27 protein-coding genes and 1 tRNA gene are annotated in these 23,153 nt (G+C 61.2%); 16 read left to right on the plus strand and 12 right to left on the minus strand.

The window, feature by feature from the left end:
• Positions 1-479: 479 nt before the first annotated feature.
• The gene (locus BLX42_RS07705) at positions 480-1,472 is read left to right on the plus strand and encodes a zinc-dependent alcohol dehydrogenase family protein (protein ID WP_119687348.1); all 993 of its coding nucleotides are present in this window, start codon (positions 480-482) and stop codon (positions 1,470-1,472) included.
• A 164-nt stretch (positions 1,473-1,636) separates the two neighbouring features.
• Entirely contained in the window at positions 1,637-2,554 is a 918-nt protein-coding gene (locus tag BLX42_RS07710) for a LysR family transcriptional regulator (RefSeq protein WP_161871496.1), read from the plus strand.
• Here the strand turns inward: BLX42_RS07710 and BLX42_RS07715 are convergent.
• Positions 2,551-2,868, minus strand: a complete 318-nt coding sequence (locus BLX42_RS07715) for a hypothetical protein (protein WP_161871497.1) — start codon at positions 2,866-2,868, stop codon at positions 2,551-2,553. The genes BLX42_RS07710 and BLX42_RS07715 overlap by 4 nt on opposite strands.
• Before the next feature lie 209 nt (positions 2,869-3,077).
• On the opposite strand from BLX42_RS07715, the gene BLX42_RS07720 reads away from it, so the two are divergent.
• Positions 3,078-3,311, plus strand: a complete 234-nt coding sequence (locus BLX42_RS07720; RefSeq protein ID WP_046785726.1) for a hypothetical protein — start codon at positions 3,078-3,080, stop codon at positions 3,309-3,311.
• Between the two features lie 176 nt (positions 3,312-3,487).
• Here the strand turns inward: BLX42_RS07720 and BLX42_RS07725 are convergent, their stop codons facing one another.
• On the minus strand, positions 3,488-4,162 hold the full coding sequence (locus BLX42_RS07725; protein WP_125923980.1) for a polysaccharide lyase family 7 protein: 675 nt from the start codon (positions 4,160-4,162) through the stop codon (positions 3,488-3,490).
• Between the two features lie 250 nt (positions 4,163-4,412).
• On the opposite strand from BLX42_RS07725, the gene BLX42_RS07730 reads away from it, so the two are divergent.
• Complete coding sequence (locus BLX42_RS07730; protein WP_046785728.1) at positions 4,413-4,607, plus strand: hypothetical protein; 195 nt, start codon at positions 4,413-4,415, stop codon at positions 4,605-4,607.
• A 1-nt stretch (position 4,608) separates the two neighbouring features.
• On the opposite strand, the gene BLX42_RS07735 is transcribed toward BLX42_RS07730, so the two are convergent.
• Both BLX42_RS07735 and BLX42_RS07740 read right to left on the minus strand, forming a co-directional pair.
• A complete protein-coding gene (locus BLX42_RS07735) occupies positions 4,609-5,022 on the minus strand; it encodes a DoxX family protein (protein WP_161871498.1) in 414 nt (137 codons plus the stop codon).
• A gap of 103 nt (positions 5,023-5,125) precedes the next feature.
• Positions 5,126-5,210: transfer RNA gene (locus tag BLX42_RS07740), tRNA-Leu, on the minus strand.
• Positions 5,211-5,511: 301 nt separating this feature from the next.
• Here BLX42_RS07740 and BLX42_RS07745 point away from each other — a divergent pair.
• From BLX42_RS07745 to BLX42_RS07755, 3 genes are read left to right on the plus strand one after another with little or no spacing between them, the layout of a single operon-like run.
• Positions 5,512-6,672: a nitrogen regulation protein NR(II) gene (locus BLX42_RS07745; protein WP_161871499.1), complete on the plus strand. Its 1,161-nt coding sequence runs from the start codon at positions 5,512-5,514 to the stop codon at positions 6,670-6,672.
• Positions 6,673-6,677: 5 nt separating this feature from the next.
• A complete protein-coding gene (locus tag BLX42_RS07750; protein WP_161871500.1) occupies positions 6,678-8,123 on the plus strand; it encodes an ATPase domain-containing protein in 1,446 nt (481 codons plus the stop codon).
• 11 nt (positions 8,124-8,134) lie between these two features.
• The gene (locus tag BLX42_RS07755) at positions 8,135-8,488 is read left to right on the plus strand and encodes a response regulator (protein WP_012315048.1); all 354 of its coding nucleotides are present in this window, start codon (positions 8,135-8,137) and stop codon (positions 8,486-8,488) included.
• Between the two features lie 64 nt (positions 8,489-8,552).
• Here BLX42_RS07755 and csrA read toward each other — a convergent pair whose 3' ends face one another.
• From csrA to BLX42_RS07790, 8 genes are all read right to left on the minus strand, one after another.
• Positions 8,553-8,750, minus strand: a complete 198-nt coding sequence (csrA, locus tag BLX42_RS07760; protein ID WP_012315047.1) for a carbon storage regulator CsrA — start codon at positions 8,748-8,750, stop codon at positions 8,553-8,555.
• Between the two features lie 252 nt (positions 8,751-9,002).
• Positions 9,003-10,025: a DNA topoisomerase IB gene (locus tag BLX42_RS07765; protein ID WP_046785731.1), complete on the minus strand. Its 1,023-nt coding sequence runs from the start codon at positions 10,023-10,025 to the stop codon at positions 9,003-9,005.
• 57 nt (positions 10,026-10,082) lie between these two features.
• Positions 10,083-11,174: a molybdenum ABC transporter ATP-binding protein gene (gene modC, locus BLX42_RS07770; RefSeq protein WP_161871501.1), complete on the minus strand. Its 1,092-nt coding sequence runs from the start codon at positions 11,172-11,174 to the stop codon at positions 10,083-10,085.
• Position 11,175: 1 nt separating this feature from the next.
• Entirely contained in the window at positions 11,176-11,856 is a 681-nt protein-coding gene (gene modB / locus BLX42_RS07775) for a molybdate ABC transporter permease subunit (RefSeq protein ID WP_161871502.1), read from the minus strand.
• Positions 11,856-12,614 carry a molybdate ABC transporter substrate-binding protein gene (modA, locus tag BLX42_RS07780; RefSeq protein WP_161871503.1) on the minus strand — a complete coding sequence of 253 codons (759 nt, stop codon included), beginning with the start codon at positions 12,612-12,614 and terminating at the stop codon, positions 11,856-11,858. Before modA ends, modB begins: the two co-directional genes overlap by 1 nt.
• A 149-nt stretch (positions 12,615-12,763) precedes the next feature.
• A complete protein-coding gene (locus tag BLX42_RS07785; RefSeq protein WP_125923988.1) occupies positions 12,764-13,840 on the minus strand; it encodes a nitronate monooxygenase family protein in 1,077 nt (358 codons plus the stop codon).
• An 18-nt stretch (positions 13,841-13,858) separates the two neighbouring features.
• Positions 13,859-14,029, minus strand: coding sequence for a hypothetical protein (locus tag BLX42_RS26525; protein WP_012315041.1), 171 nt, complete (start codon positions 14,027-14,029; stop codon positions 13,859-13,861).
• Positions 14,030-14,036: 7 nt separating this feature from the next.
• Positions 14,037-14,339 carry a DUF1883 domain-containing protein gene (locus tag BLX42_RS07790; RefSeq protein WP_046785735.1) on the minus strand — a complete coding sequence of 101 codons (303 nt, stop codon included), beginning with the start codon at positions 14,337-14,339 and terminating at the stop codon, positions 14,037-14,039.
• 160 nt (positions 14,340-14,499) lie between these two features.
• Here BLX42_RS07790 and BLX42_RS07795 point away from each other — a divergent pair, with 160 nt between their 5' ends.
• From BLX42_RS07795 to BLX42_RS07835, 9 genes are all read left to right on the plus strand, one after another.
• Positions 14,500-14,859: a hypothetical protein gene (locus BLX42_RS07795; protein WP_039602624.1), complete on the plus strand. Its 360-nt coding sequence runs from the start codon at positions 14,500-14,502 to the stop codon at positions 14,857-14,859.
• A 144-nt stretch (positions 14,860-15,003) separates the two neighbouring features.
• Positions 15,004-15,654: a cytochrome c gene (locus BLX42_RS07800; protein WP_161871504.1), complete on the plus strand. Its 651-nt coding sequence runs from the start codon at positions 15,004-15,006 to the stop codon at positions 15,652-15,654.
• 14 nt (positions 15,655-15,668) lie between these two features.
• Positions 15,669-16,583 carry a c-type cytochrome gene (locus BLX42_RS07805; RefSeq protein WP_119689064.1) on the plus strand — a complete coding sequence of 305 codons (915 nt, stop codon included), beginning with the start codon at positions 15,669-15,671 and terminating at the stop codon, positions 16,581-16,583.
• 100 nt (positions 16,584-16,683) lie between these two features.
• Positions 16,684-18,045: a UDP-glucose/GDP-mannose dehydrogenase family protein gene (locus BLX42_RS07810; RefSeq protein WP_161871505.1), complete on the plus strand. Its 1,362-nt coding sequence runs from the start codon at positions 16,684-16,686 to the stop codon at positions 18,043-18,045.
• A 48-nt stretch (positions 18,046-18,093) separates the two neighbouring features.
• The gene (gene galU / locus BLX42_RS07815; RefSeq protein ID WP_012315035.1) at positions 18,094-18,933 is read left to right on the plus strand and encodes a UTP--glucose-1-phosphate uridylyltransferase GalU; all 840 of its coding nucleotides are present in this window, start codon (positions 18,094-18,096) and stop codon (positions 18,931-18,933) included.
• Between the two features lie 98 nt (positions 18,934-19,031).
• Positions 19,032-20,387, plus strand: coding sequence for a glutathione-disulfide reductase (gene gorA / locus BLX42_RS07820; RefSeq protein ID WP_161871506.1), 1,356 nt, complete (start codon positions 19,032-19,034; stop codon positions 20,385-20,387).
• Positions 20,388-20,657: 270 nt separating this feature from the next.
• Positions 20,658-21,221 (plus strand): alkyl hydroperoxide reductase subunit C, encoded by a 564-nt coding sequence (gene ahpC, locus BLX42_RS07825; protein WP_012315033.1) that lies wholly within the window; start codon positions 20,658-20,660, stop codon positions 21,219-21,221.
• 124 nt (positions 21,222-21,345) lie between these two features.
• A complete protein-coding gene (ahpF, locus tag BLX42_RS07830; protein WP_161871507.1) occupies positions 21,346-22,908 on the plus strand; it encodes an alkyl hydroperoxide reductase subunit F in 1,563 nt (520 codons plus the stop codon).
• A gap of 55 nt (positions 22,909-22,963) precedes the next feature.
• The gene (locus BLX42_RS07835; protein ID WP_046785739.1) at positions 22,964-23,152 is read left to right on the plus strand and encodes a hypothetical protein; all 189 of its coding nucleotides are present in this window, start codon (positions 22,964-22,966) and stop codon (positions 23,150-23,152) included.
• Position 23,153: the final 1 nt, after the last annotated feature.

A 23,153-nucleotide genomic window follows, 5' to 3' on the forward strand; every position in this document is an offset into this window, starting at 1 on the left:
TTGCAAATCCGTCTACGCCGGTTCGATTCCGACCTCGGCCTCCACATTCGAAAGCCCCGCAGATTAACGTCTGCGGGGTTTTTCTTTGCGCGCTAGAAAACCTGATCGTTTCCGCATCACAAGGCATCGTTTCCGCATCAGACCGTTACTTGGTTGGGCTGACCACCTCGCTGACGCGACGATAAACTCGCTTGGTGATCTTCTCATTCGCAGGCCCGAGCCGTCGGTGATGAGCCGAAAGTTGCGCACGCCCTGGAGCTTGCGGCGTTCAAGCAGTGTTTCAATGAGCAGGTCACGGCCGGTCGGCTCACTTTCGATGCGCCCTGCGTGCCCTTTCTATTCGCCGACCGGCCAGGGATTGGTTCTTGTTGAGTACCAATTTATGAGCCGAACAGCTCTCTATCCCAGGCAAACGGGTGGGTAGCATGGGCGCGACTTCCAGAAGGAACCGTTATCCCTAGCCGTTAATGAGGTGTGCCATGCCCAAGGTCGTTCACTTTCACCGTACCGGTGACGCTGATGTTCTGATTCTCGATGAAGTCGCTGTACCCGCGCCGAAAAGCGGCGAGGTTCAGATCGAAGTAAAAGCTATCGGCTTGAACCGTGCGGAAATCATGTACCGCACTGGGCAGTACGTGATTGATCCGCAGTTCCCGGCGAAGCTCGGCTATGAAGCGGCCGGGATTGTCCGCGCGGTTGGTAGTGACGTCAGCGACGTTGTTCCAGGTGATGTAGTTAGCGTCGTGCCGTCATTCTCGTTCGCTGATTACGGCATGTATGGCGAGGTGGTCAATGCGCCCGCGCATGCTGTCGTCAAGCATCCGTCCAACCTCAGCTTCGTAGAGGCAGCGGCCAGTTGGATGATGTTTGTCACTGCATACGGCGCCCTGGTTGAGTACGGCAATCTAAAGGCTGGCGAAACCGTGCTCATCCCGGCTGCGTCGAGCAGTGTCGGCCTGGCAGCGATCCAGATCGCCAACATGCTAGGCGCCATCCCGGTGGCCCTTACTCGCACAAGTGCCAAGCGCCAGGCGTTGCTGGATGTTGGTGCAAAATATGTAATCGCCACCCAGGAAGAGGATTTGATTGCCGAGGTGGCCGCGATCACCGAGGGCGAAGGCGCGCGTATTGTTTTCGACCCCGTTGGTGGCCCCGAGGCAACCAAGTTGATCAAATCCATGGCCAATACCGGGATCTTCTTCCAGTACGGCGCTCTCGATCATCGCGATATCCCGGTTCCGGTCTTCGACATTCTTGGCAAACACCTGACCGTGCGCGGCTACGAGCTGTTCGAAATCACCACAGATATTCAAAAGCTGGCCAATGCCAAGGCATTCGTTGGCAAAGGCTTGGCAGGTGGTCAGCTCAAGCCCGTCATCGACCAGGTCTTCCCGCTCAATGAAATTGCGGCAGCACACCGCCGAATGGAGTCGAATGCGCAGATCGGCAAGATCGTCGTCGTGGTTGACTGAATAGCATCCTGCGGCCGTCAGCCAGGCTGCGGTATGCCATCGCTGCTTGCTACCAAGCAGTGATGGCATATTTTGTTTTGGTGTATGAGAGAGGCGCCTGGCTTCGCTATCGTCCTTAGTGCAGAGTACGTCTGGCCCAATGCACAGGTAACTGGAAGATCGCGATGAACCTGATCGAAGCCATGCAAATGTTCGTGGCAGTTGTTGAGCATGGCAGCTATACCAAAGCGGCCGAGGCGCTCAATGTGCATCGCCCGGCACTCTCCAAGCTCATCCAGAATCTTGAGCACGAATTGGGCGTTCAGCTGTTACACCGCACCACGCGCAGGGTGAACACCACGCCCGCTGGCGATGAGTTCTATGAACGAAGCCTGAAATTACTCGCTGAGCTAGCGGACACGCTGGACTGGTTTTCGCCGACCCGCCCGCCGCGAGGCAAGCTCAGGATCGACATGCAGACCGTACTCGGCCAGGCGGTGATAATCCCGCGATTGCCCGAGTTCATGGATCGCTACCCTGGCCTGGAAATATCTCTGGCAACCTCTGACAATCTGAACGACCTTATCGCGCAAGGCATCGATTGTTCCGTGCGGCTCGGTGATCTGGATGATTCGAGCCTGGTTGCCAAACGTATCGGCGAGGTTGCTTTGGTGACCTGCGCGGCTCCCGCCTACGTAAAGAAACATGGTTTACCCGGCACGCTGGATGATTTACAGGCGCACCTGGCAGTCAACTTCATGGTTGAGCAGCGCCGCCAGATCATGCCTTGGCGATTCAGGGGCAACGGTAAAATGATCAGTGTAAAGATGCGCAGCGCCATCGTCGTCGACAATGCCGGGGCGTTACTCTGCTGCGCGCTGGCGGGGATCGGGATGGTGCAGGGGTTGCGCCCGGCGTTGCAGCGATACATCGATAGCGGGCGCCTGGTGGAGGTTCTGCCGGATGTTCCAGTCGAGCCGAAGACCGTTTCCGTGCTGTTTCCGGATCGCCGGCGCCTGTCCCCCAATGTGCGCGTATTTGTCGAGTGGGTAAGTGCGTTATTCCAAGAGGAAAGGGATTCTCCGATCAGGTCAGCACGCTAGACGAGGGCAAAATCAGTTACGCAGCCCTTTGCGTCGATTGCCACCGTAAGTACCTGAGGGTCGCTCAGGCCCAGGGCCCCCTCAGTGTAGACAAACACCCACCTGAGCAATCTCAGGTCACCCCGGCTCTCGCAATTCTCATATGGGCCAAGCAGCACCTCTAGCTCGCCTGATGTGGATTGCCCGCAAACGATGTATTTCAGTTGCTCCTCAATCCGGGTAGCGCTGATGCTGAAATTCTCAAGCAGCATCTTGTGCTCCAGAGCGGTCATCAGGCGATTTGAATCCGTTTGCATCGTCTCAATACACTCCATGACCAGATCGTAGGTTTGTAGGGCAATTGCCAGTCGGAGTGGATTTTACCCATGGAATGTACTGATTAGTACAAAAAGTTGACCAAGGGTCGTGCGTGAGCTTGTTGGGCGCCGCGGCATCCGATTGTCTGAAAGTCGGCTGCATCCCTCAGCAGGGTGGCTTGATCAACAAGCACCCGCTACGGTGAGGTAATGAAGGAGATGCGGACATGGCAGATAAATATGTCGGAAAAATCATCGGTGTCGGCACGGACAACGTGCGGTACGTGATCAACATTTATCAAGATGAAACCGTTGAGCGCTCGCCGCACGGCATGGTTCGGCATGAGGGTTTGAAGCATTTCGAAATGCAGGCTGGGGGGGATGTGAAAAAGATTTCTGAAACAGAGTACGAGGTTTTGGCTACGGGTGTGAGGGTGACTGTTCTTGACGCTCCGGTCTGAGCCCCGTCAGTAGTTTTTGGCGCGCGAGCCCGGCCAGTCGTGCGACCCCCAAGGCACCAGAAAAAGAAAACCCGCCAACAAGTGGCGGGCCTAAAGAACGTACGAAGCAATGTCAGTGTGCCTATGCACTTGTCATAAATTCGTGAAGAGCTTGTTCGCAGCCTGTCATGGCTGGCTCACTCATGGCTCAGCTCAAGTACGCTGATTACGCACACCGAGGCATCCTCTGCCGGCGTGTCATCGCTGTAGTCCACCTGGTTGTAGACGCCGCCGTGAAAATTCAGCGTCTGCGTCGCCCAGGATGGCGCCAGTTGCAGTGCGGTCGTGGTGCCGCTGCGGCCATTGCTGCTTGCACTGACCATGCAAGCGCCACTTTCGCTCACCTCGATGCTCACATCGAAACGCGTACCCAGCGGCACCTCGGCCAGCACGGTGCTGTTGACTGGCGTGGCCTGGTTAAAATCTGAACGAAAGCCGACAGTGATTTTGCCTTTGTTCCAGAACACCTTGATTGGCGGGCTGTTATTGTCTTTCACATGCAACTGGGCAATTACCACCTTTCGCGCCAGATTTACCTTCTCCAGGGTCATTGTCTGGTGATTGCGGTGGCGCGCTGCGCTGCCCAGTGACCAATACACGGCTTCTTTCCATTCGCAGCGTGTTCGGTGAGTACTTTTGCTGGAAGCACCCTTGGTCGGCGCGGTCATGCGTATCGAGCCGTCACTCTGGCGTGCAACAACGTGGGTCAGGCTAGCCAATGCCTGTGCGCCAGTGACTTCCAAGGCGACCGGGTTGGAGGCGGATTTCGGCACCGGAGTGGTAATGATGAGACTGTCGATGTTTACTGCCATGAGATTTCTCCTTGAAAATTCCGGGTCCTGCAAGGTTTGCGAGCGTGGCAGGTGGGGGAGAAGTTCCATCGAAGAAGTCTGTCACTGATGAAGGGCAGTGCAAAAAAAGCCCGCCATTAAGGCGGGCAAGTCACGTTTGAAGGGAGAGCTTGCAGGATGAAGGCTACCGGTTAAGTCAGCATTAACCCCCATCCATTGACCAGGGCTACTGATGCGCCTATATAGGCGTGCCACTTTCCCAGGAGCGATCATGCGCGACGAAGACGACCTGCACGAGCCCGAACACGATCACCTGCTCGACCACGAATTCCTCTACGACGGCTTCGAACCCGAAGCGGACGCTCAGGGTGCCGAGGATGAAGTCGAGCAGGACGATGCGTTACTGGATGACCTCGATGACGACGAGTGCGACCACCCAGCCTGGCACGACGACCTGGACGACTGACTCAGCGCCCGTCCAGCGAGAAGCGCCCCGGGCCGCTCACCGCCAGGAGCAGCAAGCCGCCAACAATGCTCAGGTTCTTTAGGAACTGGGTCATGTTGGCGGCCCGTTCAGGGTCGACCATGTTCCAGAATGGATGTCCGATCAGCGCGGTGCCCAGCACGAACAGGGCGAACAGGAAGGCCAGCGGACGGGTGTAGAAGCCGAGGATCAGGATGATGGCGACGAAGAGCTCCATGATCACGGCGATCGCTGCGGCAACCATGGGCGCGGGGGCGCCCAGCGAGGTCATGTAGCCGACCGTGCCCTCGAAGCCGGTCAGCTTCGCCCAGCCGGAAATGACGAAGAGGATCATCAATAGCACGCGGGCGATCAGGATGATCACGTCGCGTTGGCCAGCGAACAGGGAGTAGCGCATGGTGGCATTCCAGTGGATGCAGACAAGCTCCACTTTAGCAGCTGCATGGCGAATTTCCGCCGGGCAGCAAAAAGGCGCCGCAAGGGCGCCTTTCCTGGAAGTATGGTGCGAGTGGCGGGACTCGAACCCGCAAGGCTCACGCCGACAGATTTTAAGTCTGCTGTGTATACCAATTCCACCACACTCGCACGCTTGATGCCGGCACGCTTCTAAGCAGAAGGCCCTGGCAATCAAGCGCGCTTTATAACCCATTGTTATAGTTGAGTCAACTATAGCGCCTATGATCTAAGAAGTGGGGTGGCTTTGGCACAGGCGATTGACACCTTACTGTCATTAGGCCACTGTGCCGTTCCTGACTGGATCCAATGAGTGCTGCATCCATGTCCCAAGCCTGTCCTCACCGTGCTGACGGGTGCATCGTCCGCCCATGCTTGGGGGCTACCCTGGCCGAACTCATTGCCGCCCAACCGCTGTGCCTGTGGAGTTTGCATGGTTTCAGCCGACTGCATCGCCTCGCCTGTAATGACCGCCAACCGCTACGAGCAGTTGGTGCAGGCTGTGGTGGACTATGCCATCTACATGCTCGACCCTTCTGGCCATGTGGTGTCGTGGAATGCAGGCGCCGAGCGGATCAAGGGTTACCGTGCTGACGAGGTTATAGGCCGGCATTTCTCGCTGTTCTTCACCCCCCAGGACTGTGCCGAAGGGCGTCCTGACTATTTGCTCAAGCAAGCCCTTGAACTGGGCGTGGCGCAGGATGAGGGCTGGCGGGTACGCAAGGACGGTACGCAATTCTGGGCGTTGGCCGCCCTCGATGTGATCCGCGATGATCTGGGGCACATCATTGGCCTGGCCAAGGTCACGCGCGACATTACAGACCGGCGCGAATCGGCACTGCAACTGGACGCCATCCGCGCCCAACTGTTCCAGGCGCAAAAGCTCGAGGCGCTGGGCCAGTTGACCGGTGGGTTGGCGCATGATTTCAACAACCTGCTCACTATCATCATGAGTTCGGCCAAGTTGGCACTCAATAGCCAGGACCCGGCGCGTGTGCAGCTTATGTTGGAGCACATCGTGGATGCGGGCCGGCGTGGTACCCAGCTGACTCAGCAACTGCTGACGTTCGCTCGGCATCGGCAGATGGAGGTCACGATGGTCGCACCCGCCACGGTGCTGGCTTCGACGCGCAGTTTGCTGGAGCACGCCTTGCCGAGCGATGTCGAGTTGCAGGAGCACCTGCAACCTGACTTGCCCGTGATCGAAGTGGATGCCGGGCAGTTGCAGATGGTATTGCTCAATTTGCTGTTCAATGCCCGCGATGCAATTGGCGAGCGGGGTGCGATCTGCATTGCGCTTGATGCTGTGGTGCTGACGGGCGAAGTGGACGGGCTGCACGGCCCGTTCGTGTGCTTTGAAGTGCGCGACACCGGTGCTGGCATCGACCCCCAAGTGCTGCCACGCATCTTCGAGCCATTTTTCACCACCAAGCCTTTTGGCAAGGGTACAGGCCTTGGGCTCAGTCAGGCCTACGGCTTTGCCAAGCAAAGCAACGGCGCAATCACTGTGCAGAGCACGGTCGGCAAAGGCACCTGCATACGCCTTTACCTGCCGACGTCGGAGCGCGCTGCGGCCCCTCAACTCCACAGGTAATCCTCATGGTTCAGGCACTCAAGCGGCTGTTGACGGGGATCGAAGGGCTCGATGCCCTACTCAAGGGCGGCCTGGTCGCAGGTGGCTCATATATCGTTCAGGGGCCGCCTGGCGCCGGCAAGACCATTCTCGCCAACCAATTGGCCTGTGGTCATGTGCGCAACGGCGGCCGAGTATTGGTTGCCACCTTGCTCAGCGAGTCCCATGAACGGCTTTTTCAGTACCTAGCGACCTTGAGGTTCTTCGACTCGACGCTGATCGGTGACCAGGTCCAATTCGTCAGCGCCTTCGATACCCTTGAACAAGAGGGGCTCGATGCGGTGGTCAAATTGCTCCGCCAGGAAATCGGCCGGCAGCAAGCCAGCCTGCTGATCGTTGACGGCGTGCTCAACGCCCGGGTCCGCGCGGAAACGGCACTGGACACCAAAAAGTTCGTTTCCGAATTGCAGGGGCATGCCGCTTTTGCCGGCTGTACCGTGCTGCTGCTGACCAGTGCCCGGCTCGATGAAGGCAGCCCCGAGCACACCATGGTCGATGGCGTGATCGAACTGGGCGAACAACTGCTGGGCAGCCGCGCCGTGCGCCATGTGCAACTGCGCAAAACGCGGGGTAGTGGGGCGCTGTCCGGGCGCCATGAATGCCTGATCGACGAGGCCGGGATCCATGTGTATCCGCGCCTGGAGGCGGTGTACAGCCACCCCAGCCAGCTGGGCTCGGCCACGCTGAGCCAGGTGACCACGGGCGTATCCACGCTGGATGAAATGCTGGGGGGCGGGCTGGCCAGTGGCTCGGTCAGTTTGTTGATGGGCCCCTCGGGCGTTGGCAAGACGTCACTGGGCCTGGCCTTTCTTGGCGCAGCAACTGCTCAGAGCCCCGCGCTGCATTTTGGCTTCTATGAAACACCTGCAAGGTTACGCCTGAAGGCCACCTCCTTGGGTTACGATTTCGCCGCGCTGGAACGGCAAGGTGCTTTGCAATTGAGCTGGCAGCCGACTACCGAGGGTTTGCTCGACCAGGTTGGTGCGCGCCTGCTGGAACAAGTTCAGCAGCAGGGCAGCAAGCGTGTCCTGATAGACAGCCTGGGCGCATTCAGCCGCCTGGCAACTGATCCGGCACGGCTCAACGCGTTCTTCCGCGCCTTGACTGGCGAGCTGCGCGCACGCGATATCAGCGTCATGCTCACCTGGGAGATGCGCGACCTCTTCGGCTCGGAAATCACCGCCCCGGCCCCCGACCTGTCGAGCATCGTCGATAACCTCTTGCTGATGCGTTTTGTCGAACTGGATTCGCAACTGCGGAGCATGTTGTCAGTGCTCAAGGTGCGTGACAGCCATCACGACCCCGCGCTGCATGAGTTGCGTATCGGGCCGCAGGGCATCCACCTGCACAAGGCTTTCGAGGGCTCATCCGGTGTGCTCTCGGGTACTCCGGTGCCCCAAGGCAGTGGGTGAAGGGCCTGTTGATGAACACTATCCTGATCGTCGATGACGAATACCTGATCGCCGATATCCTGGGCTTTGCCCTGGAGGACGAAGGCTTTTTGGTGGAAAAGGCGAGCAATGGGCGCAAGGCCCTGGAAGCGTTGCAGGAAAAACGCGTGGATCTGGTGATCACCGATTACATGATGCCGGTGCTCAACGGCGAAGAGCTGGTGCTGGCGATCCGCAAAGAGTTGCAGCTGCCCGACCTGCCCGTGATCCTCATGAGCGGCGCGCAGGCCAGCCAGGGACGCCCGGAGCTGTTCGCTGCGGCGTTCGACAAACCGTTCGACGTGGACAAGTTGATCGCCAAAGTGCGCGAGCTGCTTGGCGCCTGAGGCTCGGGCTGCGGTGTGTGTACCCAATCGATCAAGCGCGTCCGTGCGGCTTGAAGTGTCGCAATCAGTGTTGGTCGTCGTGCTTTTCCGGGGCCGGGCTGCCGGCCTGGATACGCTTGAAGATTTCTTCCCGGTGCACCTGGACATCCTTTGGTGCATCGATGCCAATCCTCACCTGCATCCCCTTCACGCCCAGAATGGTGACTTTGATGTCATCGTTGATGACGATGCTTTCGCCAACCTTACGGGTGAGTATCAGCATGTAGTTCTCCTTGGTGATATCAAAATCCACCCGGCAAGTGCCGCAGTGGTGGGAGCCTGTCCCTCTTCCTTCTCATTAAAGACGCTTTCGGCGGATATTAATTCCCCGTCAGACAAATTCTGTTGTGTGTCTTTAGTTGCAGGTGCCGTTGTAAAACGCGGTAAGCGTCCCGGCGAAGGTGCTCGGTGGCAAGGATAGGGGGCTTCGGCCTTAATGGGAAATTTCTCTGCATGATTGCAGGCATAGGCTCGCTCAATTGGCTTGCGCTTGCTCCAGTGCCTGCAGAAACAACAGCAACGCTACCTCTTCGGGATCAAGGCCTTTGCGCACACGGCTGCCAGGCAGCTCTGCCAGGCGCCCCAAGGCGTAATGCTCCAGCACTGCAGGGTGGATGTAGCAGCGCCTGCACACGGCTGGGGTATTGCCCAGGCGCGCGGCCACCTGCTTGACGATACTCGCAACCTGGCGCTTTGCCTCGCTCTCGGGCTCCCAGGCCAGCGGCCTGAGCAGGCTCAGCGCCAGGCTGCTACCTGCCCAGGTGCGGTAATCCTTGGCAGTGAAATCGGCCCCGGTCAGTTGTTGCAGGAACTGGTTGATCTCACTGGACCCAATGCTGTGCCGCTGGCCTTCTTCGTCCAGATACTGGAATAGCGCCTGCCCCGGCAGCTCCATGCAGCGTTTGAGCAGGTTGGCCAGGCGTCGGTCGCGCAGGGTGACATTGTGTTCCACGCCGCGCTTGCCGCGGAACTGGAAGCGGATGGTGCTGCCCTCGACCTTGACGTGGCGGTTGCGCAGCGTGGTCAGGCCGTAGGATTTGTTGTCGCGCAGGTAGCGCTCGTTGCCGATGCGGATCAGTGTGTGGTCCAGCAGGCTGACCACCAGTGCCATTACCTTCTCCCGGTCCAGCCCCGGGCGCGCCAGGTGTGTCTCCAGCTGTGCGCGAAGCTTGGGCAATGCCTGGGCAAAGGCCAGCATGCGCCCATATTTGTGTTGATCGCGCAGCTCGCGCCACTGGGCGTGGTAGCGGTACTGCTTGCGGCCACGCGCATCGCGCCCTGTGGCTTGCAGGTGGCCTTGCGGGTCGGCGCAGATCCACACGTCGGTGTAGGCCGGCGGGATCACCAGGGCGGCGATGCGCGCCAGCGTTTCACTGTCGCGCACACGTTGGCCTTGGGCATCCAAATAGATGAAACGGTCACGCCAGCGGCGCCGGCTCAGGCCGGGCTGGCTATCGTCAACGTAATGCAGGCTGGCGGGCAAGTTGCAGTCAGGCATGGGCGGCAGGCCTCGTTCAGGTCACTGATCAATGGACAGCGGCCGTGCGAGCGATGCTCAGCCCAATAGCGCTACCGACTTTATTTGCGCAAACAAAGCCTGCCCCGGGTGCAGGCCGAGCTGGTCCGCCGAGAAGCGGGTGATGCGCGCCAGCAGGGCATTGCCGCCGGCATCCAGGCTTACCAGCACATGCGCCGGGTTATCCGCCGGGTGCACTTCGCGTACGCGCACCGCCAGCCGGTTGAGGATACTGGAGGTACCATCTGCCGTTAGCGTGAGGCTGACATCGCGGGCCTGAACCTTCACGCGCAAGGCGCTGCCCATGCTGTGTGCCGGGTGGGCAATGCGTAGTAAAGGCGCTTCGTGGCCAGCCAGGCGCAGGTCCAGCAGGCCGTACTGCGGGTCGTGGCCAACCACAAGGCCCTCGAACACCACGCCGGCATCGTCGCCCTGAGCCAGCGACAGGTCCAGGCGGGCGAGCGTCTGGCCAATCGGGCCACTGGCCGTGGCCTTGCCTTGCTCCAGCAGCACCAGGTGATCGGCCAACCGCGCCACTTCATCCTGGGCATGGCTGACGTACACCAGCGGGATGTCCAGTTCCTCGTGCAGGCGCTCCAGGTAGGGCAGGATCTCACGCTTGCGCGGCCCGTCCAGTGCGGCCAGGGGCTCATCCATTAACAACAGGCGCGGGCTGCTGAGCAGCGCCCGGGCGATGCCCACACGCTGGGCCTCGCCGCCGGACAGGGTTGCGGGCCTGCGCTCGAGCAGGTGGCCGATGCCCAGCAGCTGGCAGGCCTGGTCGAGGCTGACCTTGCGCTGGCCTGGTGCGATTCGCCACCAGCCGAACTCCAGGTTGCCGCGCACCGACAAGTGCGGGAACAGGCTGGCCTCCTGGAACACGTAGCCGACCGGGCGCAGGTGCGGCGCCAGGAAGTGGCCACGTGTGCTGTCTTCCCAGACTTCACCGTTGACCTCGATGTACGCGCTCGCAGCCCGTTCCAGCCCGGCCAGGCAGCGCAGGCACGAGGTTTTGCCCGATCCGGAATGGCCGAACAGCGCGCTGATGCCGCGCCCTGGCAGTTGCAGGTCGACATCCAGGGTAAAGTCGTCACGCCCAAGCTTGAGGCGCGCCACAATCGATCCGGTCATTTCAGCTCCAGCCAGGCTTGCCACGGCGCCCCGCGTACAGCAGGAGCAGCACCAGGAACGAGAACACCAGCATGGCACCTGCCAGCCAGTGGGCTTGCGTATACTCCATGGCCTCGACGTGATCGAAGATCTGCACCGAGACCACGCGGGTCTTGTCGGGGATGTTGCCGCCAATCATCAGCACCACGCCAAACTCGCCTACGGTGTGGGCAAAGCCAAGGATGCTGGCGGTGATGAAGCCAGGCCGCGCCAGCGGCAGCACCACATGCACGAAGGTGTCCCACGGGCTGGCGCGCAAGGTGGCGGCAACTTCCAGCGGGCGCTGGCCGATTGCTGAGAAGGCGTTCTGCAGTGGTTGCACCACGAACGGCAGGGAGTACACCGTCGAGCCGATTACCAGGCCAGTGAAACTGAATACCACGCTTCCCAGGCCCAGCGCCTCGGTGGCCTGGCCTATCCAGCCCTGCGGGCCGAGGGCGATCAGCAGGTAAAAACCGATCACCGTCGGCGGCAGCACCAGTGGTAGCGCCACCACCGCACCCACCGGCCCGCGCAGCCAAGAGCGCGTGCGCGCCAGCCACCAGGCGATAGGCGTGCCGATGAGCAGCAAGATCAGGGTGGTCAGGCTGGCCAGTTTCACCGTCAGCCAGATGGCACCCAGGTCACTGGCGTCCAGGGGCATCAGCGTTCATAACCATAGGATTTGATCAGCGCAGCAGCCTTTGGGCCTTTGAGGTATTCAACCAGTGCCTTGGCCGCCGGGTTGTCTTTGCCCTTGTTGAGAATGACGGCGTCCTGGCGGATAGGGTCGTGCAGTTCGGGCGGTACGACCCAGGCCGAACCACTGGTGACTTTGCCGTCTTTGTAGATCTGCGACAGGGCGACGAAGCCCAGCTCGGCATTGCCGGTGGAGACGAACTGGAAGGCCTGGGTGATGTTCTGGCCTTCGACGATCTTGCCCTGGGTGGCTTCGGCCAGGCCAAGCTTGGCCAGCACCTGAGTGGCGGCCAGGCCGTAGGGTGCCGTCTTCGGGTTGGCGATGGACAGGTGCTTGTACTGGTTTTTCTTCAGTACCTCACCTTGGGCGTCAACATAGCCTTCCTTGGCCGACCACAGCGCAAGGGTGCCGATGGCGTAGGTGAAGCGCGAGCCGGGGACGATGTCCTTTTCCTGCTCCAGCTTGGCCGGGGTTCTGTCATCGGCGGCGAGGAACACCTCGAACGGTGCGCCGTTCTTGATCTGTGCGTAGAACTGCCCCGTGGCGCCATAGGCGGCGATCAGCTTGTGGCCGGTGTCTTTCTCGAAGTCCTTGGCGATGGCCTGGATCGGCGCGGTGAAGTTTGCCGCGACCGCAACCTGCACCTCGTCTGCCCAGGCGCTGTTGAGTGATAGCAGGCAGGCGAGGGCAGTGGCGGTGAGGTGGGGCAGGCGGATACGCATGAAAACAGCTCCCTAGGAGTGCAGGTTATCGTTATAGCGGTAACTATATAGCGATAGGCCCCAAGCCGGAAGGTGCTGTCTGGCTTGCAATCCTTGTAGGAGCCGGCTTGCCGGTGATCACCGGCACAGCCGGTGCCCTAGATAAATTCCTAACGCCCAACCAGCGCCAACGCCCTCTCTGCAATCTCCCGGGTCAACTGTTCAGCCGGCATTGCCTTGCCCAGCCGCAACGCTTGCCCCGCCCACAAGTTGCTGAAGTCGCTGTTGCCTTGCGGGTCGGTGATTGCCCGCAACGGCATCAGCGCGCCGCCTGCCAGGGGGAAGCGTGGCGCCAGTTCACTCATTGGCCCCAGCTCGCGCATGACGCGGTTGTTGATGCCGCGTGCCGGGCGCCCGGTGAACAGGTTGGTCAGGGCCGTGTCGCTGGCCGGTGCACTGTCCAGCGCGCGTCGATGGGCCGCAGACACCTTGGCTTGGGGGCAGAACAGGTAGGCCGTGCCGATTTGCACGGCGCTGGCGCCCAGGGCCAGTGCTGCAACCAGGCCACGGTGGTCAGCGATGCCGCCAGCGGCGATCACCGGCACGCCCACTGCATCGGCAACCTGCGGCACCAGGGCGAAGGTGCCGATCTGGCTGTTGATGTCTTCGCTGAGGAACATGCCGCGATGGCCGCCGGCTTCACTGCCCATGGCAATGATCGCGTCGCAACCCTTGGCCTCCAGCCACAGCGCTTCTTCCACCGTGGTGGCACTGGACAGCACCTTGGCCCCGGCTGCTTTTACCCGCTGCAGCAATGCAGCCTCAGGCAGGCCGAAGTGGAAACTCACCACCTCAGGGCGCAATTGTTCGACCAGCCGGCAGCTGTGCTCGTCGAACGGTGCACGGTTGGAAACCGGAGTGGGAGCCTCGAAGTCGGCGCCAACTTCTGTGTAATACGGTTTGAGTGCCAGCTTCCAGCGCGTTTCGCGGTCGATGTCTGGGGTGGGCGGCTGGTGGCAGAAAAAATTCAGGTTAAGCGGGGCGCCCGGGCAAGCGCTGCGAAAGGCTGCAATCTCGCCGCGCACCTGCTCGCCCGTGAGCATGGCGCAGGGCAGGGCGCCCAGGCCACCGGCTTTGGCCACGGCGATTGCCAGGGGCGAGCCGCTGGCGCCGGCCATGGGCGCCTGGAGGATGGGCAACTCGATGCCCAGCAGATCGAGAATACGATGGTCGGGCCAGTTGCTCATGCAGTCCTCCCTGCGGTTTTACAGTGCCTTGCTGACCTGGATGTCGCTGATCTTGTCGGCGTCGTCGCCGTGGATCTTGCGCAGGGCATCGAGTGCCTGCTCGTGCGAGGCATCGGGCATGACGGCGAAATCCCAGCGGCGTTCGCCGTCGAGCTTGTATTTGATGACGTACTTGATGTTCTGGGTCATGGCGGTCTTATCTGAGTTTGGACGACGAACGACGGATGATCTTGATCTTGTGGGTCAAGGTCGGCTTGCGCGTTACCGAGATGGGACGGGTGGTGACGGTGTCGATGGTGATGTTCCAGAAACCGGTGCTGGGTACCGTGATCTTGGCCGGGAACCGCTCGAAGTGGCCGCCGTGGTAAGTGTGTCGGCCGCCATTTTTGAAGCTGCGGAAGTTGGCGTCGTTCATCAGGCGGATGTTGCAGCGTTGAGAGCACTCGACGACAACGATGTCGTCCTCGTTGAGATGCTCGCGCTGGTGTACGAATTTCATGGGGTGCTCCGCAAAGTCGGGTTCTGCAAACGCGAACGATACCACGATGTCGGGATTGGCTGGCGCGCCTGATGGCATGGGGCTAGATAAATCTGCCGAAGCACGGAGCAAAAGTGCCTGGCCGTGGTCTCATGCATTCCTGATAGGTGAGGTGTGCCAAATGAAGTGGATGGTGGCGGCGTTGTCCCTGACGCTGGGTGGTTGTGTCAGCGTTTCCGAGCTGGAGCAGTCGCACGAAACGATGGATGTGATCTCTGGCAAGACGCCCCGCGAGTATGCCGACTGTGTCAAGGCGGAGCTGGCGAACACCCGTGATCCCTTGGTCGAAGAGCAGCGCGACGATGGCCTGCGGTTGATCGTGCCGCAAAAGTTGACTGCCGGCGCCGGGCCAGCGGCGCTGGTGGACATCGAGGAACGTGGCAGCGGCAGCAGCATCAAGCTGCATGAACGCTTGAACAACTTCCCGCTGCGCCTGGGTGATGTGCGTACGGCGGCGACCAAGTGCATCTCTGGTGGTTGATCTGGCTCAAGTAAAACGCGCTTAACAGGCCAATTGCCATCGGTTGGTCGGGTTGGCGTTGTTGGCAACTCTCTGGCGGGGCTAGTATCCATTTGCTTATGTGTTTTAAGCCTAAGCTTATAACAAAAGAAATGGAGATTCGTGATGACCCCGTTGAGTCGAGTCCTGGTCGGCAGCCTGCTGATCCTGGCCTGGCCCATGGCGCACGCCGCCGATGGCCAGAAAATCTTCACCCAGGGTGGCGCCAACCCTGCCGCCATGGCATGCCTGGGCTGCCATGGCCCGGACGGCAAGGGCATAGCCGCCGCTGGGTTCCCCCGCCTGGCCGGCCTGCCGGCCGGCTACCTGAGCAAGCAGTTGCATGACTGGCGTGCCGGCAGCCGCAAACAGGCGGTGATGGAGCCGCTGGCCAAAGCCTTGACCGAGGATGAGATCACGGCCGTCAGCGACTACCTGGCCAGCCTGCCTGGCGAGCCGGCCCCCGGCTTGCGCCGCCAGCAAATCGCAGACGACCCCACCACCCGGCTGGCCCTTTACGGCGACTGGAGCCGCAACATCCCCGGTTGTGTGCAATGCCATGGCCCCGGTGGCAGTGGTGTCGGCGAGCACTTTCCGCCCCTGGCAGGGCAGCCTGCCAGCTACCTGGTGGCGCAACTCAACGGCTGGCGCGACGGCAGCCGCAGCAACGACCCCAATCAGCTGATGGTTGGTGTGGCCAAGGCCATGACCGATCAAGAGGTCCAGGCAATCGCAGAATTCTTTGCCAAACCTGCCAGCCAGGAGGTCAAGCCATGAAAGCCATGAAAGCCATGAAAGCATTGATGCCAGCGTTGCTGCTGTCGGCCATGGGGCACGCCGTTGCGGCGCCCATCGCCATGGAAGACCAGTCGCAGTTGAACGTTCCTGCTGCCCAGGCCTCAGCGCAGTTCGCGCCTCCCGCGGAGAGTGAGCTGCCGGACAACGCCTTCGGCAAAATGGTACGCGAGGGCCATGCGCTGTTCGTCGACACCCGCCGACTGATGCCCGAGGCGGTGGGTAATGGCATGAACTGCAGTAACTGCCACCTCGACCAGGGCCGCCTGGCAAACTCCGCGCCGATGTGGGGTGCGTACCCTATGTACCCGGCGTATCGCAAGAAGAACGACAAGGTCAACACCTACGCCGAACGTATCCAGGGCTGCTTCCAGTTCAGCATGAACGGCAAGCCCCCGGCCGCCGACAGCCCGCAGATGACTGCGCTGTCGGCCTATGCCTACTGGCTGTCCACCAAAGCGCCTACCGGTGTGGAGATCGCCGGGCGTGGCTACCCTGAAGTACCACAACCCCAGGGTGGCTACGACTTCAAGCGCGGCCAGCAGGTCTACCGCGAGCAGTGCGCCATCTGTCACGGGGACAATGGTGAAGGGCAGAAAGTGGCCGGCGAATACGTGATGCCGCCCTTGTGGGGCAAGGATTCCTACAACTGGGGTGCCGGCATGCACCGGATCAACACCGCGGCCTCCTTCATCAAGCACAACATGCCGCTGGGCCGGCCAGGCAGCCTGAGTGATCAGCAGGCGTGGGATGTGGCAGCCTGGGTCAATCGTCACGAACGGCCGCAGGACCCTCGGCTGGTGGAGGGCTCTGTCGAGAAGACCCGGCTGAAGTTCCATGCCAACGACGGGGTCAACCTGTATGGGCAGAAGGTCGAGGGAGTGCTGATCGGGCAGGGAACCGGTAGCTGACGCGCTCACCGTTGGCCTCACGGTTCTGTCATTCCGCCGTCACCGCTTTGCAACCCCTGCGGGGTAGCAATGTCCGCTATCTCACTCAAGGAGCGCGGCCATGGACCTCTGTGTGATCGGGGCAGGGTATGTAGGGTTGGTGACGGCAGCCTGTTTCGCCGGGATGGGCAACCGGGTGGTGTGCCTGGAGCGCGACCCGCACCGCCTGGCACAACTGCGTCAGGGCCAGTGTCCGATCCATGAACCGGGGCTGCAGGCACTGTTGCAATCTGGGATCGGCCAAGGGCTGCTGAGCTTCAGCGACCAGTGGCAGCCTTCGCTGGCCAAGGCTCAGGTGGTGTTCATCGCGGTCGGCACGCCCAGCCTGGAAGACGGCTCGGCCGACCTGCAGCACGTGCTGGCCGTGGCCGACAGCCTTGGCCGCCATTTGCCGCGCAGTTGCCTGGTGGTCAACAAGTCGACCGTGCCGGTCGGCACCGCAGAGCGCGTGGCCCGGCACGTGATGCAGGGCCTGCGCGACCGCAGCGCCGGTTTTACCGTCGAGGTGGCGAGCAACCCGGAGTTTCTCAAGGAAGGCAGCGCCATCGACGATTTCATGCGCCCGGACCGCGTCATCATCGGCACGGACAACGAGGCAGCACGGCAGTCCTTGCAACGCCTCTACGCGCCTTTTGTGCGCAATCGCGAACGTATCCTGGTGATGTCCCCGCGTGCGGCCGAATTCAGCAAGTACGCAGCCAATGCCTTCCTGGCGACCAAGATATCGTTCATCAATGAATTGGCCGGGCTGTGCGCACACTTGGGGGTGGACATCGAACAGGTGCGCCACGGTATCGGTAGCGACCGACGCATCGGCAGCCATTTCATCTATGCCGGCTGTGGTTATGGGGGGTCATGCTTCCCGAAGGATATCCGCGCGTTGGTCCGCACCGCCGAGCAGCAAGGTTATCAGCCTGCCATCCTGCGGGCAGTGCAAGCCCGCAACGATCAGCAGAAGACCCTGTTGTTCACTGCGTTGCAGCAGCATTTCGGTGGGTTCATGCGCGGGCGTACCGTGGCGGTATGGGGGCTGGCTTTCAAACCGGGCACCGATGACCTGCGCGAGGCCCCCAGCCTGGTGCTGCTCGATGCCTTGCTGGCCGCAGGGACACGCGTGCAGGCCTGTGACCCGGTGGCGCTGGCCGGGGTTGCCGAGCGCTATGCGCAGGCGCTGGCCAGTGGCCAACTGAAACTGACCGATGACCCCTACGCCTGCGTGGAGGGTGCCGATGCACTGGCCCTGGTGACTGAATGGAAGCAGTTCCGCCAACCGGATTTCAGCCGTGTGCGCGGGTTGATGCGCATGCCGGTGATATTTGATGGCCGTAATATTTACGATCCCTTGGAACTATCTACACTGGGTTATCTCTATCATGGCATCGGTCGGCCGCAGGCGGGGCATTGTAAGGTGACAGCCGCCTGATTAGACTGCGCCGAATTCCACAGGCTCTGCCTTTGTTTAAGGACGTTTATGATCAAGAAATGCTTGTTCCCGGCAGCCGGTTACGGCACTCGCTTCCTGCCTGCTACCAAAGCCATGCCCAAGGAAATGCTGCCAGTGGTCAACAAGCCACTGATCCAGTATGGCGTTGAAGAGGCCCTGGACGCTGGCCTGAACGAGATTTCCATCGTCACCGGCCGCGGTAAGCGCGCCCTGGAAGACCACTTCGACATCAGCTACGAGCTGGAAAACCAGATCAAGGGCACCGACAAGGAAAAATACCTGGTCGGCATCCGCCGCCTGCTTAACGAGTGCTCGTTCTCCTACACCCGCCAGACCGAAATGAAAGGCCTGGGCCACGCCATCCTGACCGGCCAGCCGCTGATCGGTGACGAGCCGTTTGCCGTGGTGCTGGCGGATGACCTGTGTGTAAACCCGGAAGGTGACGGCGTACTGACCCAGATGGTCAAACTGTACAACCAGTTCCGCTGCTCGATCATCGCCATCCAGGAAGTCGACCCGCAGGAAACCAACAAGTACGGCGTGATTGCCGGCGACATGATCCGCGACGACATCTTCCGTGTGACCAACATGGTCGAAAAGCCTGCGCCGGAAGACGCGCCATCGAACCTGGCGATCATCGGCCGCTACATCCTGACCCCGGATATCTTCGATATCATCCGCAACACCCCACCGGGCAAAGGCGGCGAGATCCAGATCACCGACGCACTGATGCAGCAGGCACAGAACGGCTGCGTGATCGCCTACAAGTTCAAGGGCCAGCGTTTCGACTGCGGCGGCGCAGAAGGCTACATCGACGCCACCAACTTCTGCTTCGAGAACTACTACAAGACCGGTAAGGCTTACTGATTAGCCACTGCAGGTCGACGAGCCACCCTTCGGGGTGGCTTTTTTGTTTGTGGCGGCCAACGGCGGTATGCTGAGCGCCAGCCAAGGAGACTGAATACATGGCCTACGATTTTGATCTGTTCGTGATTGGTGCCGGGTCCGGTGGTGTGCGAGCGGCACGCTTCGCCGCGGGCTTTGGTGCAAAAGTGGCGGTGGCCGAGAGCCGCTACCTGGGTGGTACCTGCGTCAACGTCGGTTGCGTGCCCAAGAAGTTGCTGGTGTATGGCGCCCACGTCGCCGATGAGCTGGAGCAGGCTGCCGGCTACGGCTGGTCCCTGGAAGAGGGCCACTTCGACTGGGGTACCCTGATCGCCAACAAGAACCGCGAAATCGAGCGCCTCAACGGCATCTATCGCAACCTGCTGGTCAACAGCGGCGTGACCTTGCTGGAAGGCCATGCACGCATCACCGGCGCCAACGAAGTGGAAGTGCAAGGCCAGCGCTACAGCGCCGGGCACATCCTCATCGCCACCGGTGGCTGGCCACAGGTGCCGGACATCCCGGGCAAGGAACTGGCCATCACCTCCAACGAGGCGTTCTACCTCAAAGAACTGCCACGCCGGGTGCTGGTGGTGGGGGGCGGCTACATCGCGGTCGAGTTCGCCGGCATTTTCCAGGGCCTGGGCGCCGCCACCACGTTACTGTACCGCGGCGAGATGTTCCTGCGCGGTTTCGACGGCTCGGTGCGTACCCACCTGAAGGAAGAACTGGAAAAACGCGGCATGGACTTGCAGTTCAATGCCGATATCCAGCGCATCGAGCAGCTTGAGGACGGCAGCCTGAAGGCCACGCTCAAGGATGGCCGCGAGCTGCTCACCGATTGTGTGTTCTACGCCACCGGCCGACGCCCGATGCTCGACAACCTGGGCCTGGAAAACACCGGTGTGGAGCTGGACGGCCGCGGTTATATCCGCGTCGACGAGCAGTACCAGACCACCGCCCCGTCGATCCTGGCCATTGGCGATGTGATTGGCCGCGTGCAGCTCACCCCGGTCGCCCTGGCCGAAGGCATGGCCGTGGCGCGGCGCCTGTTCAAACCCGAGCAGTACCGCCCGGTGGATTACCAGAACATCCCCACCGCGGTGTTCAGCCAGCCGCCGATCGGTACCGTGGGCCTGACTGAAGAGCAGGCGCTGGAAGCTGGGCACAAGGTGCAGGTCTTCGAGAGCCGCTTCCGCGCCATGAAACTGACCCTCACCGACATCCAGGAAAAGACCCTGATGAAGCTGGTGGTGGACGCCGAGACCGACAAGGTGCTGGGCTGCCACATGGTCGGCCCTGATGCCGGCGAGATCATTCAGGGGTTGGGTGTTGCCCTGAAGGCTGGCGCTACCAAGCAGCAGTTCGACGAGACCATTGGCGTGCACCCGACGGCGGCGGAAGAGTTCGTCACCATGCGGACCGTTACGCGCTAAACCTCACTGACCCTATCGCCGGCAAGCCGGCTCTCACAGGTACGGCCCAGCTCTCAAGCTCGGCGCCGTACCTGTGTGTGCTGGTTCGCCAGCGATAAGGCTGTTGAATGCTTGCGCAATCCTTTGCTCAGCCCAATCCCTTCTATTAATAAACCTCGCTTATAGCCAAAACCAATCGCAAGCATGAGGTTTGCCAATGAGCCTTCGTGGCGACCAGCGGTTAGGATTCTCTCCGTCAACTGATTTCAACCCCATGAAGGAGCGTCTCTCATGCCTATCATCAACAGCCAGGTCAAACCGTTCAACGCCACCGCCTTCCACAACGGCGAATTCGTTCAGGTAAGCGAAGCCGACCTGAAGGGCAAGTGGTCTGTCGTGTTCTTCTACCCGGCCGACTTCACTTTCGTCTGCCCGACCGAGCTGGGTGACCTTGCTGACAACTACGCCGAGTTCCAGAAGCTGGGCGTGGAAATCTACGGTGTGTCCACCGACACCCACTTCACCCACAAAGCCTGGCACGACACTTCCGACACCATCAGCAAGATCAAGTACCCGCTGATCGGTGACCCGACCCACGTCATCTCGCGCAACTTCGACGTGCTGATCGAAGAAGCCGGTATGGCCGACCGCGGTACTTTCGTGATCAACCCGGAAGGCCAGATCAAGATCGTCGAAATCAACGACGGTGGTGTAGGCCGCGACGCCAGCGAGCTGCTGCGCAAGGTCAAGGCTGCCCAGTACATCGCCGCTCACCCAGGTGAAGTCTGCCCGGCCAAGTGGAAAGAAGGCGAAGCTACCCTCGCGCCATCCCTGGACCTGGTCGGCAAAATCTAAGACCGTGCGCCAGTCGTGGGCGGTGAGCAGCCGCCAAAGCTGAAGTACTCACTGCCCCGCCAAACGCCCGGGCGCTATTGCCTGGGCGTTTTTGTATCCGAAGATTGAAAAAGGAATCGCCCGTATGTTGGACGCCACGCTTAAATCGCAACTGAAAACCTACCTGGAGCGGGTCACCCAGCCGATCGAGATCGTTGCTTCCCTCGACGACGGCGCGAAGTCCCGCGAATTGCACGACCTGCTGGTGGAAATTGCCAGCCTGTCGAACCTCATTACCTTGAGCGCGGACGGTACCGACGCCCGTCGCCCGTCGTTCTCGCTCAACCGCCCGGGCGCTGACATCAGCCTGCGTTTTGCCGGCATCCCCATGGGCCACGAATTCACCTCCCTGGTGCTGGCGCTGCTGCAAGTCGGCGGCCACCCCTCCAAGGCCAGCGCCGAAGTGATCGAGCAGATCCAGGCCCTGGAAGGCGAGTTCACCTTCGAGACCTACTTCTCGCTGTCGTGCCAGAACTGCCCGGACGTGGTCCAGGCGCTGAACCTGATGGCGGTGCTCAACCCGAACGTACGCCACGTGGCCATCGACGGTGCGCTGTTCCAGGACGAAGTCGAGTCGCGCAAGATCATGGCCGTGCCCAGCATCTACCTGAACGGCGAAGTGTTCGGCCAGGGGCGCATGGGCCTTGAAGAAATCCTCGGCAAGATCGACACCAACGCCGGCGCCCGCCAGGCCGAGAAGATCAATGCCAAGGACGCCTTTGACGTGCTGGTGGTCGGCGGCGGCCCCGCCGGTGCTGCGGCTGCCATCTACGCAGCACGCAAAGGCATCCGTACCGGTGTCGCTGCCGAGCGTTTCGGCGGCCAGGTGCTCGATACCATGGCCATCGAGAACTTCATCTCGGTGCAGGAAACCGAAGGGCCGAAACTGGCAACTGCACTGGAAGAGCACGTCAAGCAGTACGACGTCGACATCATGAACCTGCAGCGCGGCGAAGCACTGATTCCGGCCACCGACGGCGGCCTGCACGAAGTACGCCTGGCCGGCGGCGCCTCGCTCAAAGCCAAGACCGTGATCCTCGCCACCGGCGCCCGCTGGCGCGAAATGAACGTGCCGGGTGAACAGGAATACCGCGCCCGTGGCGTGGCCTACTGCCCGCACTGCGATGGCCCGCTGTTCAAGGGCAAGCGTGTGGCGGTGATCGGTGGCGGCAACTCCGGCGTGGAAGCAGCCATTGACCTGGCCGGCATCGTCGCGCAGGTGACGTTGATCGAGTTCGACAGCCAGCTGCGTGCCGATGCCGTGCTGCAGCGCAAGCTTCACAGCATGCCGAACGTCAAGGTGATAACCAGCGCGCTGACCACCGAGGTGGTGGGCAATGGTGAGAAGGTGACCGGCTTGTGCTACAAGGACCGCACCACCGACGAGCAGCATGAGCTGGCGCTGGAAGGTATCTTCGTGCAGATCGGCCTGTTGCCCAACACCGACTGGCTCAAGGGGACGATCGAGCTGTCGCCGCGTGGCGAGATCATCGTCGATGCCAAAGGTGCGACCAGCATCCCGGGCGTGTTCGCAGCCGGTGATGTGACCACCGTGCCGTACAAGCAGATCGTCATTGCGGTGGGCGAGGGTGCCAAGGCATCGCTGGCGGCCTTCGATCACCTGATCCGCACCTCGGCGCCGGCGTAAACCTGAAACCCGGGGGTGTCTATGCTTACTGCCGACACCCTCGGGAATTCAAGCCATGACCCTGATCAGCCGCGAACCCTGGTGGCTAGTGCCACCCCAGCCCGGGCAGCAGGAGCAGGATCTGCACTGGGGTTACCTGGAAATCTACGCAGACGGCCGTACCGTGTTCGTCGACCAGCGCCCCAGTGAGCGGGAAATGGCCGAGCGCAAAAGCTGCCGCAACTTCCCTGAACCGGAACACTGAG

The organism is Pseudomonas sp. SG-MS2 (genome assembly GCF_009933855.1).
GTDB lineage: Bacteria > Pseudomonadota > Gammaproteobacteria > Pseudomonadales > Pseudomonadaceae > Aquipseudomonas > Aquipseudomonas putida_E.

Bases quoted from the DNA above. Each gene is read 5' to 3' on its own strand.
- ahpC (WP_012315033.1), top strand. From the start codon at position 20,658: ATGCCTATCATCAACAGCCAGGTCAAACCGTTCAACGCCACCGCCTTC.
- galU (WP_012315035.1), top strand. From the start codon at position 18,094: ATGATCAAGAAATGCTTGTTCCCGGCAGCCGGTTACGGCACTCGCTTC.
- modC (WP_161871501.1), bottom strand. From the start codon at position 11,174: ATGACCGGATCGATTGTGGCGCGCCTCAAGCTTGGGCGTGACGACTTT.
- modA (WP_161871503.1), bottom strand. From the start codon at position 12,614: ATGCGTATCCGCCTGCCCCACCTCACCGCCACTGCCCTCGCCTGCCTG.
- BLX42_RS07790 (WP_046785735.1), bottom strand. From the start codon at position 14,339: ATGAAATTCGTACACCAGCGCGAGCATCTCAACGAGGACGACATCGTT.
- BLX42_RS07710 (WP_161871496.1), top strand. From the start codon at position 1,637: ATGAACCTGATCGAAGCCATGCAAATGTTCGTGGCAGTTGTTGAGCAT.
- BLX42_RS26525 (WP_012315041.1), bottom strand. From the start codon at position 14,029: ATGACCCAGAACATCAAGTACGTCATCAAATACAAGCTCGACGGCGAA.
- BLX42_RS07715 (WP_161871497.1), bottom strand. From the start codon at position 2,868: ATGGAGTGTATTGAGACGATGCAAACGGATTCAAATCGCCTGATGACC.
- BLX42_RS07720 (WP_046785726.1), top strand. From the start codon at position 3,078: ATGGCAGATAAATATGTCGGAAAAATCATCGGTGTCGGCACGGACAAC.
- csrA (WP_012315047.1), bottom strand. From the start codon at position 8,750: ATGCTGATACTCACCCGTAAGGTTGGCGAAAGCATCGTCATCAACGAT.
- ahpF (WP_161871507.1), top strand. From the start codon at position 21,346: ATGTTGGACGCCACGCTTAAATCGCAACTGAAAACCTACCTGGAGCGG.
- BLX42_RS07800 (WP_161871504.1), top strand. From the start codon at position 15,004: ATGACCCCGTTGAGTCGAGTCCTGGTCGGCAGCCTGCTGATCCTGGCC.
- BLX42_RS07810 (WP_161871505.1), top strand. From the start codon at position 16,684: ATGGACCTCTGTGTGATCGGGGCAGGGTATGTAGGGTTGGTGACGGCA.
- BLX42_RS07795 (WP_039602624.1), top strand. From the start codon at position 14,500: ATGAAGTGGATGGTGGCGGCGTTGTCCCTGACGCTGGGTGGTTGTGTC.
- BLX42_RS07835 (WP_046785739.1), top strand. From the start codon at position 22,964: ATGACCCTGATCAGCCGCGAACCCTGGTGGCTAGTGCCACCCCAGCCC.
- BLX42_RS07735 (WP_161871498.1), bottom strand. From the start codon at position 5,022: ATGCGCTACTCCCTGTTCGCTGGCCAACGCGACGTGATCATCCTGATC.
- BLX42_RS07755 (WP_012315048.1), top strand. From the start codon at position 8,135: ATGAACACTATCCTGATCGTCGATGACGAATACCTGATCGCCGATATC.
- BLX42_RS07705 (WP_119687348.1), top strand. From the start codon at position 480: ATGCCCAAGGTCGTTCACTTTCACCGTACCGGTGACGCTGATGTTCTG.
- modB (WP_161871502.1), bottom strand. From the start codon at position 11,856: ATGCCCCTGGACGCCAGTGACCTGGGTGCCATCTGGCTGACGGTGAAA.
- gorA (WP_161871506.1), top strand. From the start codon at position 19,032: ATGGCCTACGATTTTGATCTGTTCGTGATTGGTGCCGGGTCCGGTGGT.
- BLX42_RS07765 (WP_046785731.1), bottom strand. From the start codon at position 10,025: ATGCCTGACTGCAACTTGCCCGCCAGCCTGCATTACGTTGACGATAGC.
- BLX42_RS07750 (WP_161871500.1), top strand. From the start codon at position 6,678: ATGGTTCAGGCACTCAAGCGGCTGTTGACGGGGATCGAAGGGCTCGAT.
- BLX42_RS07785 (WP_125923988.1), bottom strand. From the start codon at position 13,840: ATGAGCAACTGGCCCGACCATCGTATTCTCGATCTGCTGGGCATCGAG.
- BLX42_RS07730 (WP_046785728.1), top strand. From the start codon at position 4,413: ATGCGCGACGAAGACGACCTGCACGAGCCCGAACACGATCACCTGCTC.
- BLX42_RS07745 (WP_161871499.1), top strand. From the start codon at position 5,512: ATGGTTTCAGCCGACTGCATCGCCTCGCCTGTAATGACCGCCAACCGC.
- BLX42_RS07805 (WP_119689064.1), top strand. From the start codon at position 15,669: ATGAAAGCATTGATGCCAGCGTTGCTGCTGTCGGCCATGGGGCACGCC.
- BLX42_RS07725 (WP_125923980.1), bottom strand. From the start codon at position 4,162: ATGGCAGTAAACATCGACAGTCTCATCATTACCACTCCGGTGCCGAAA.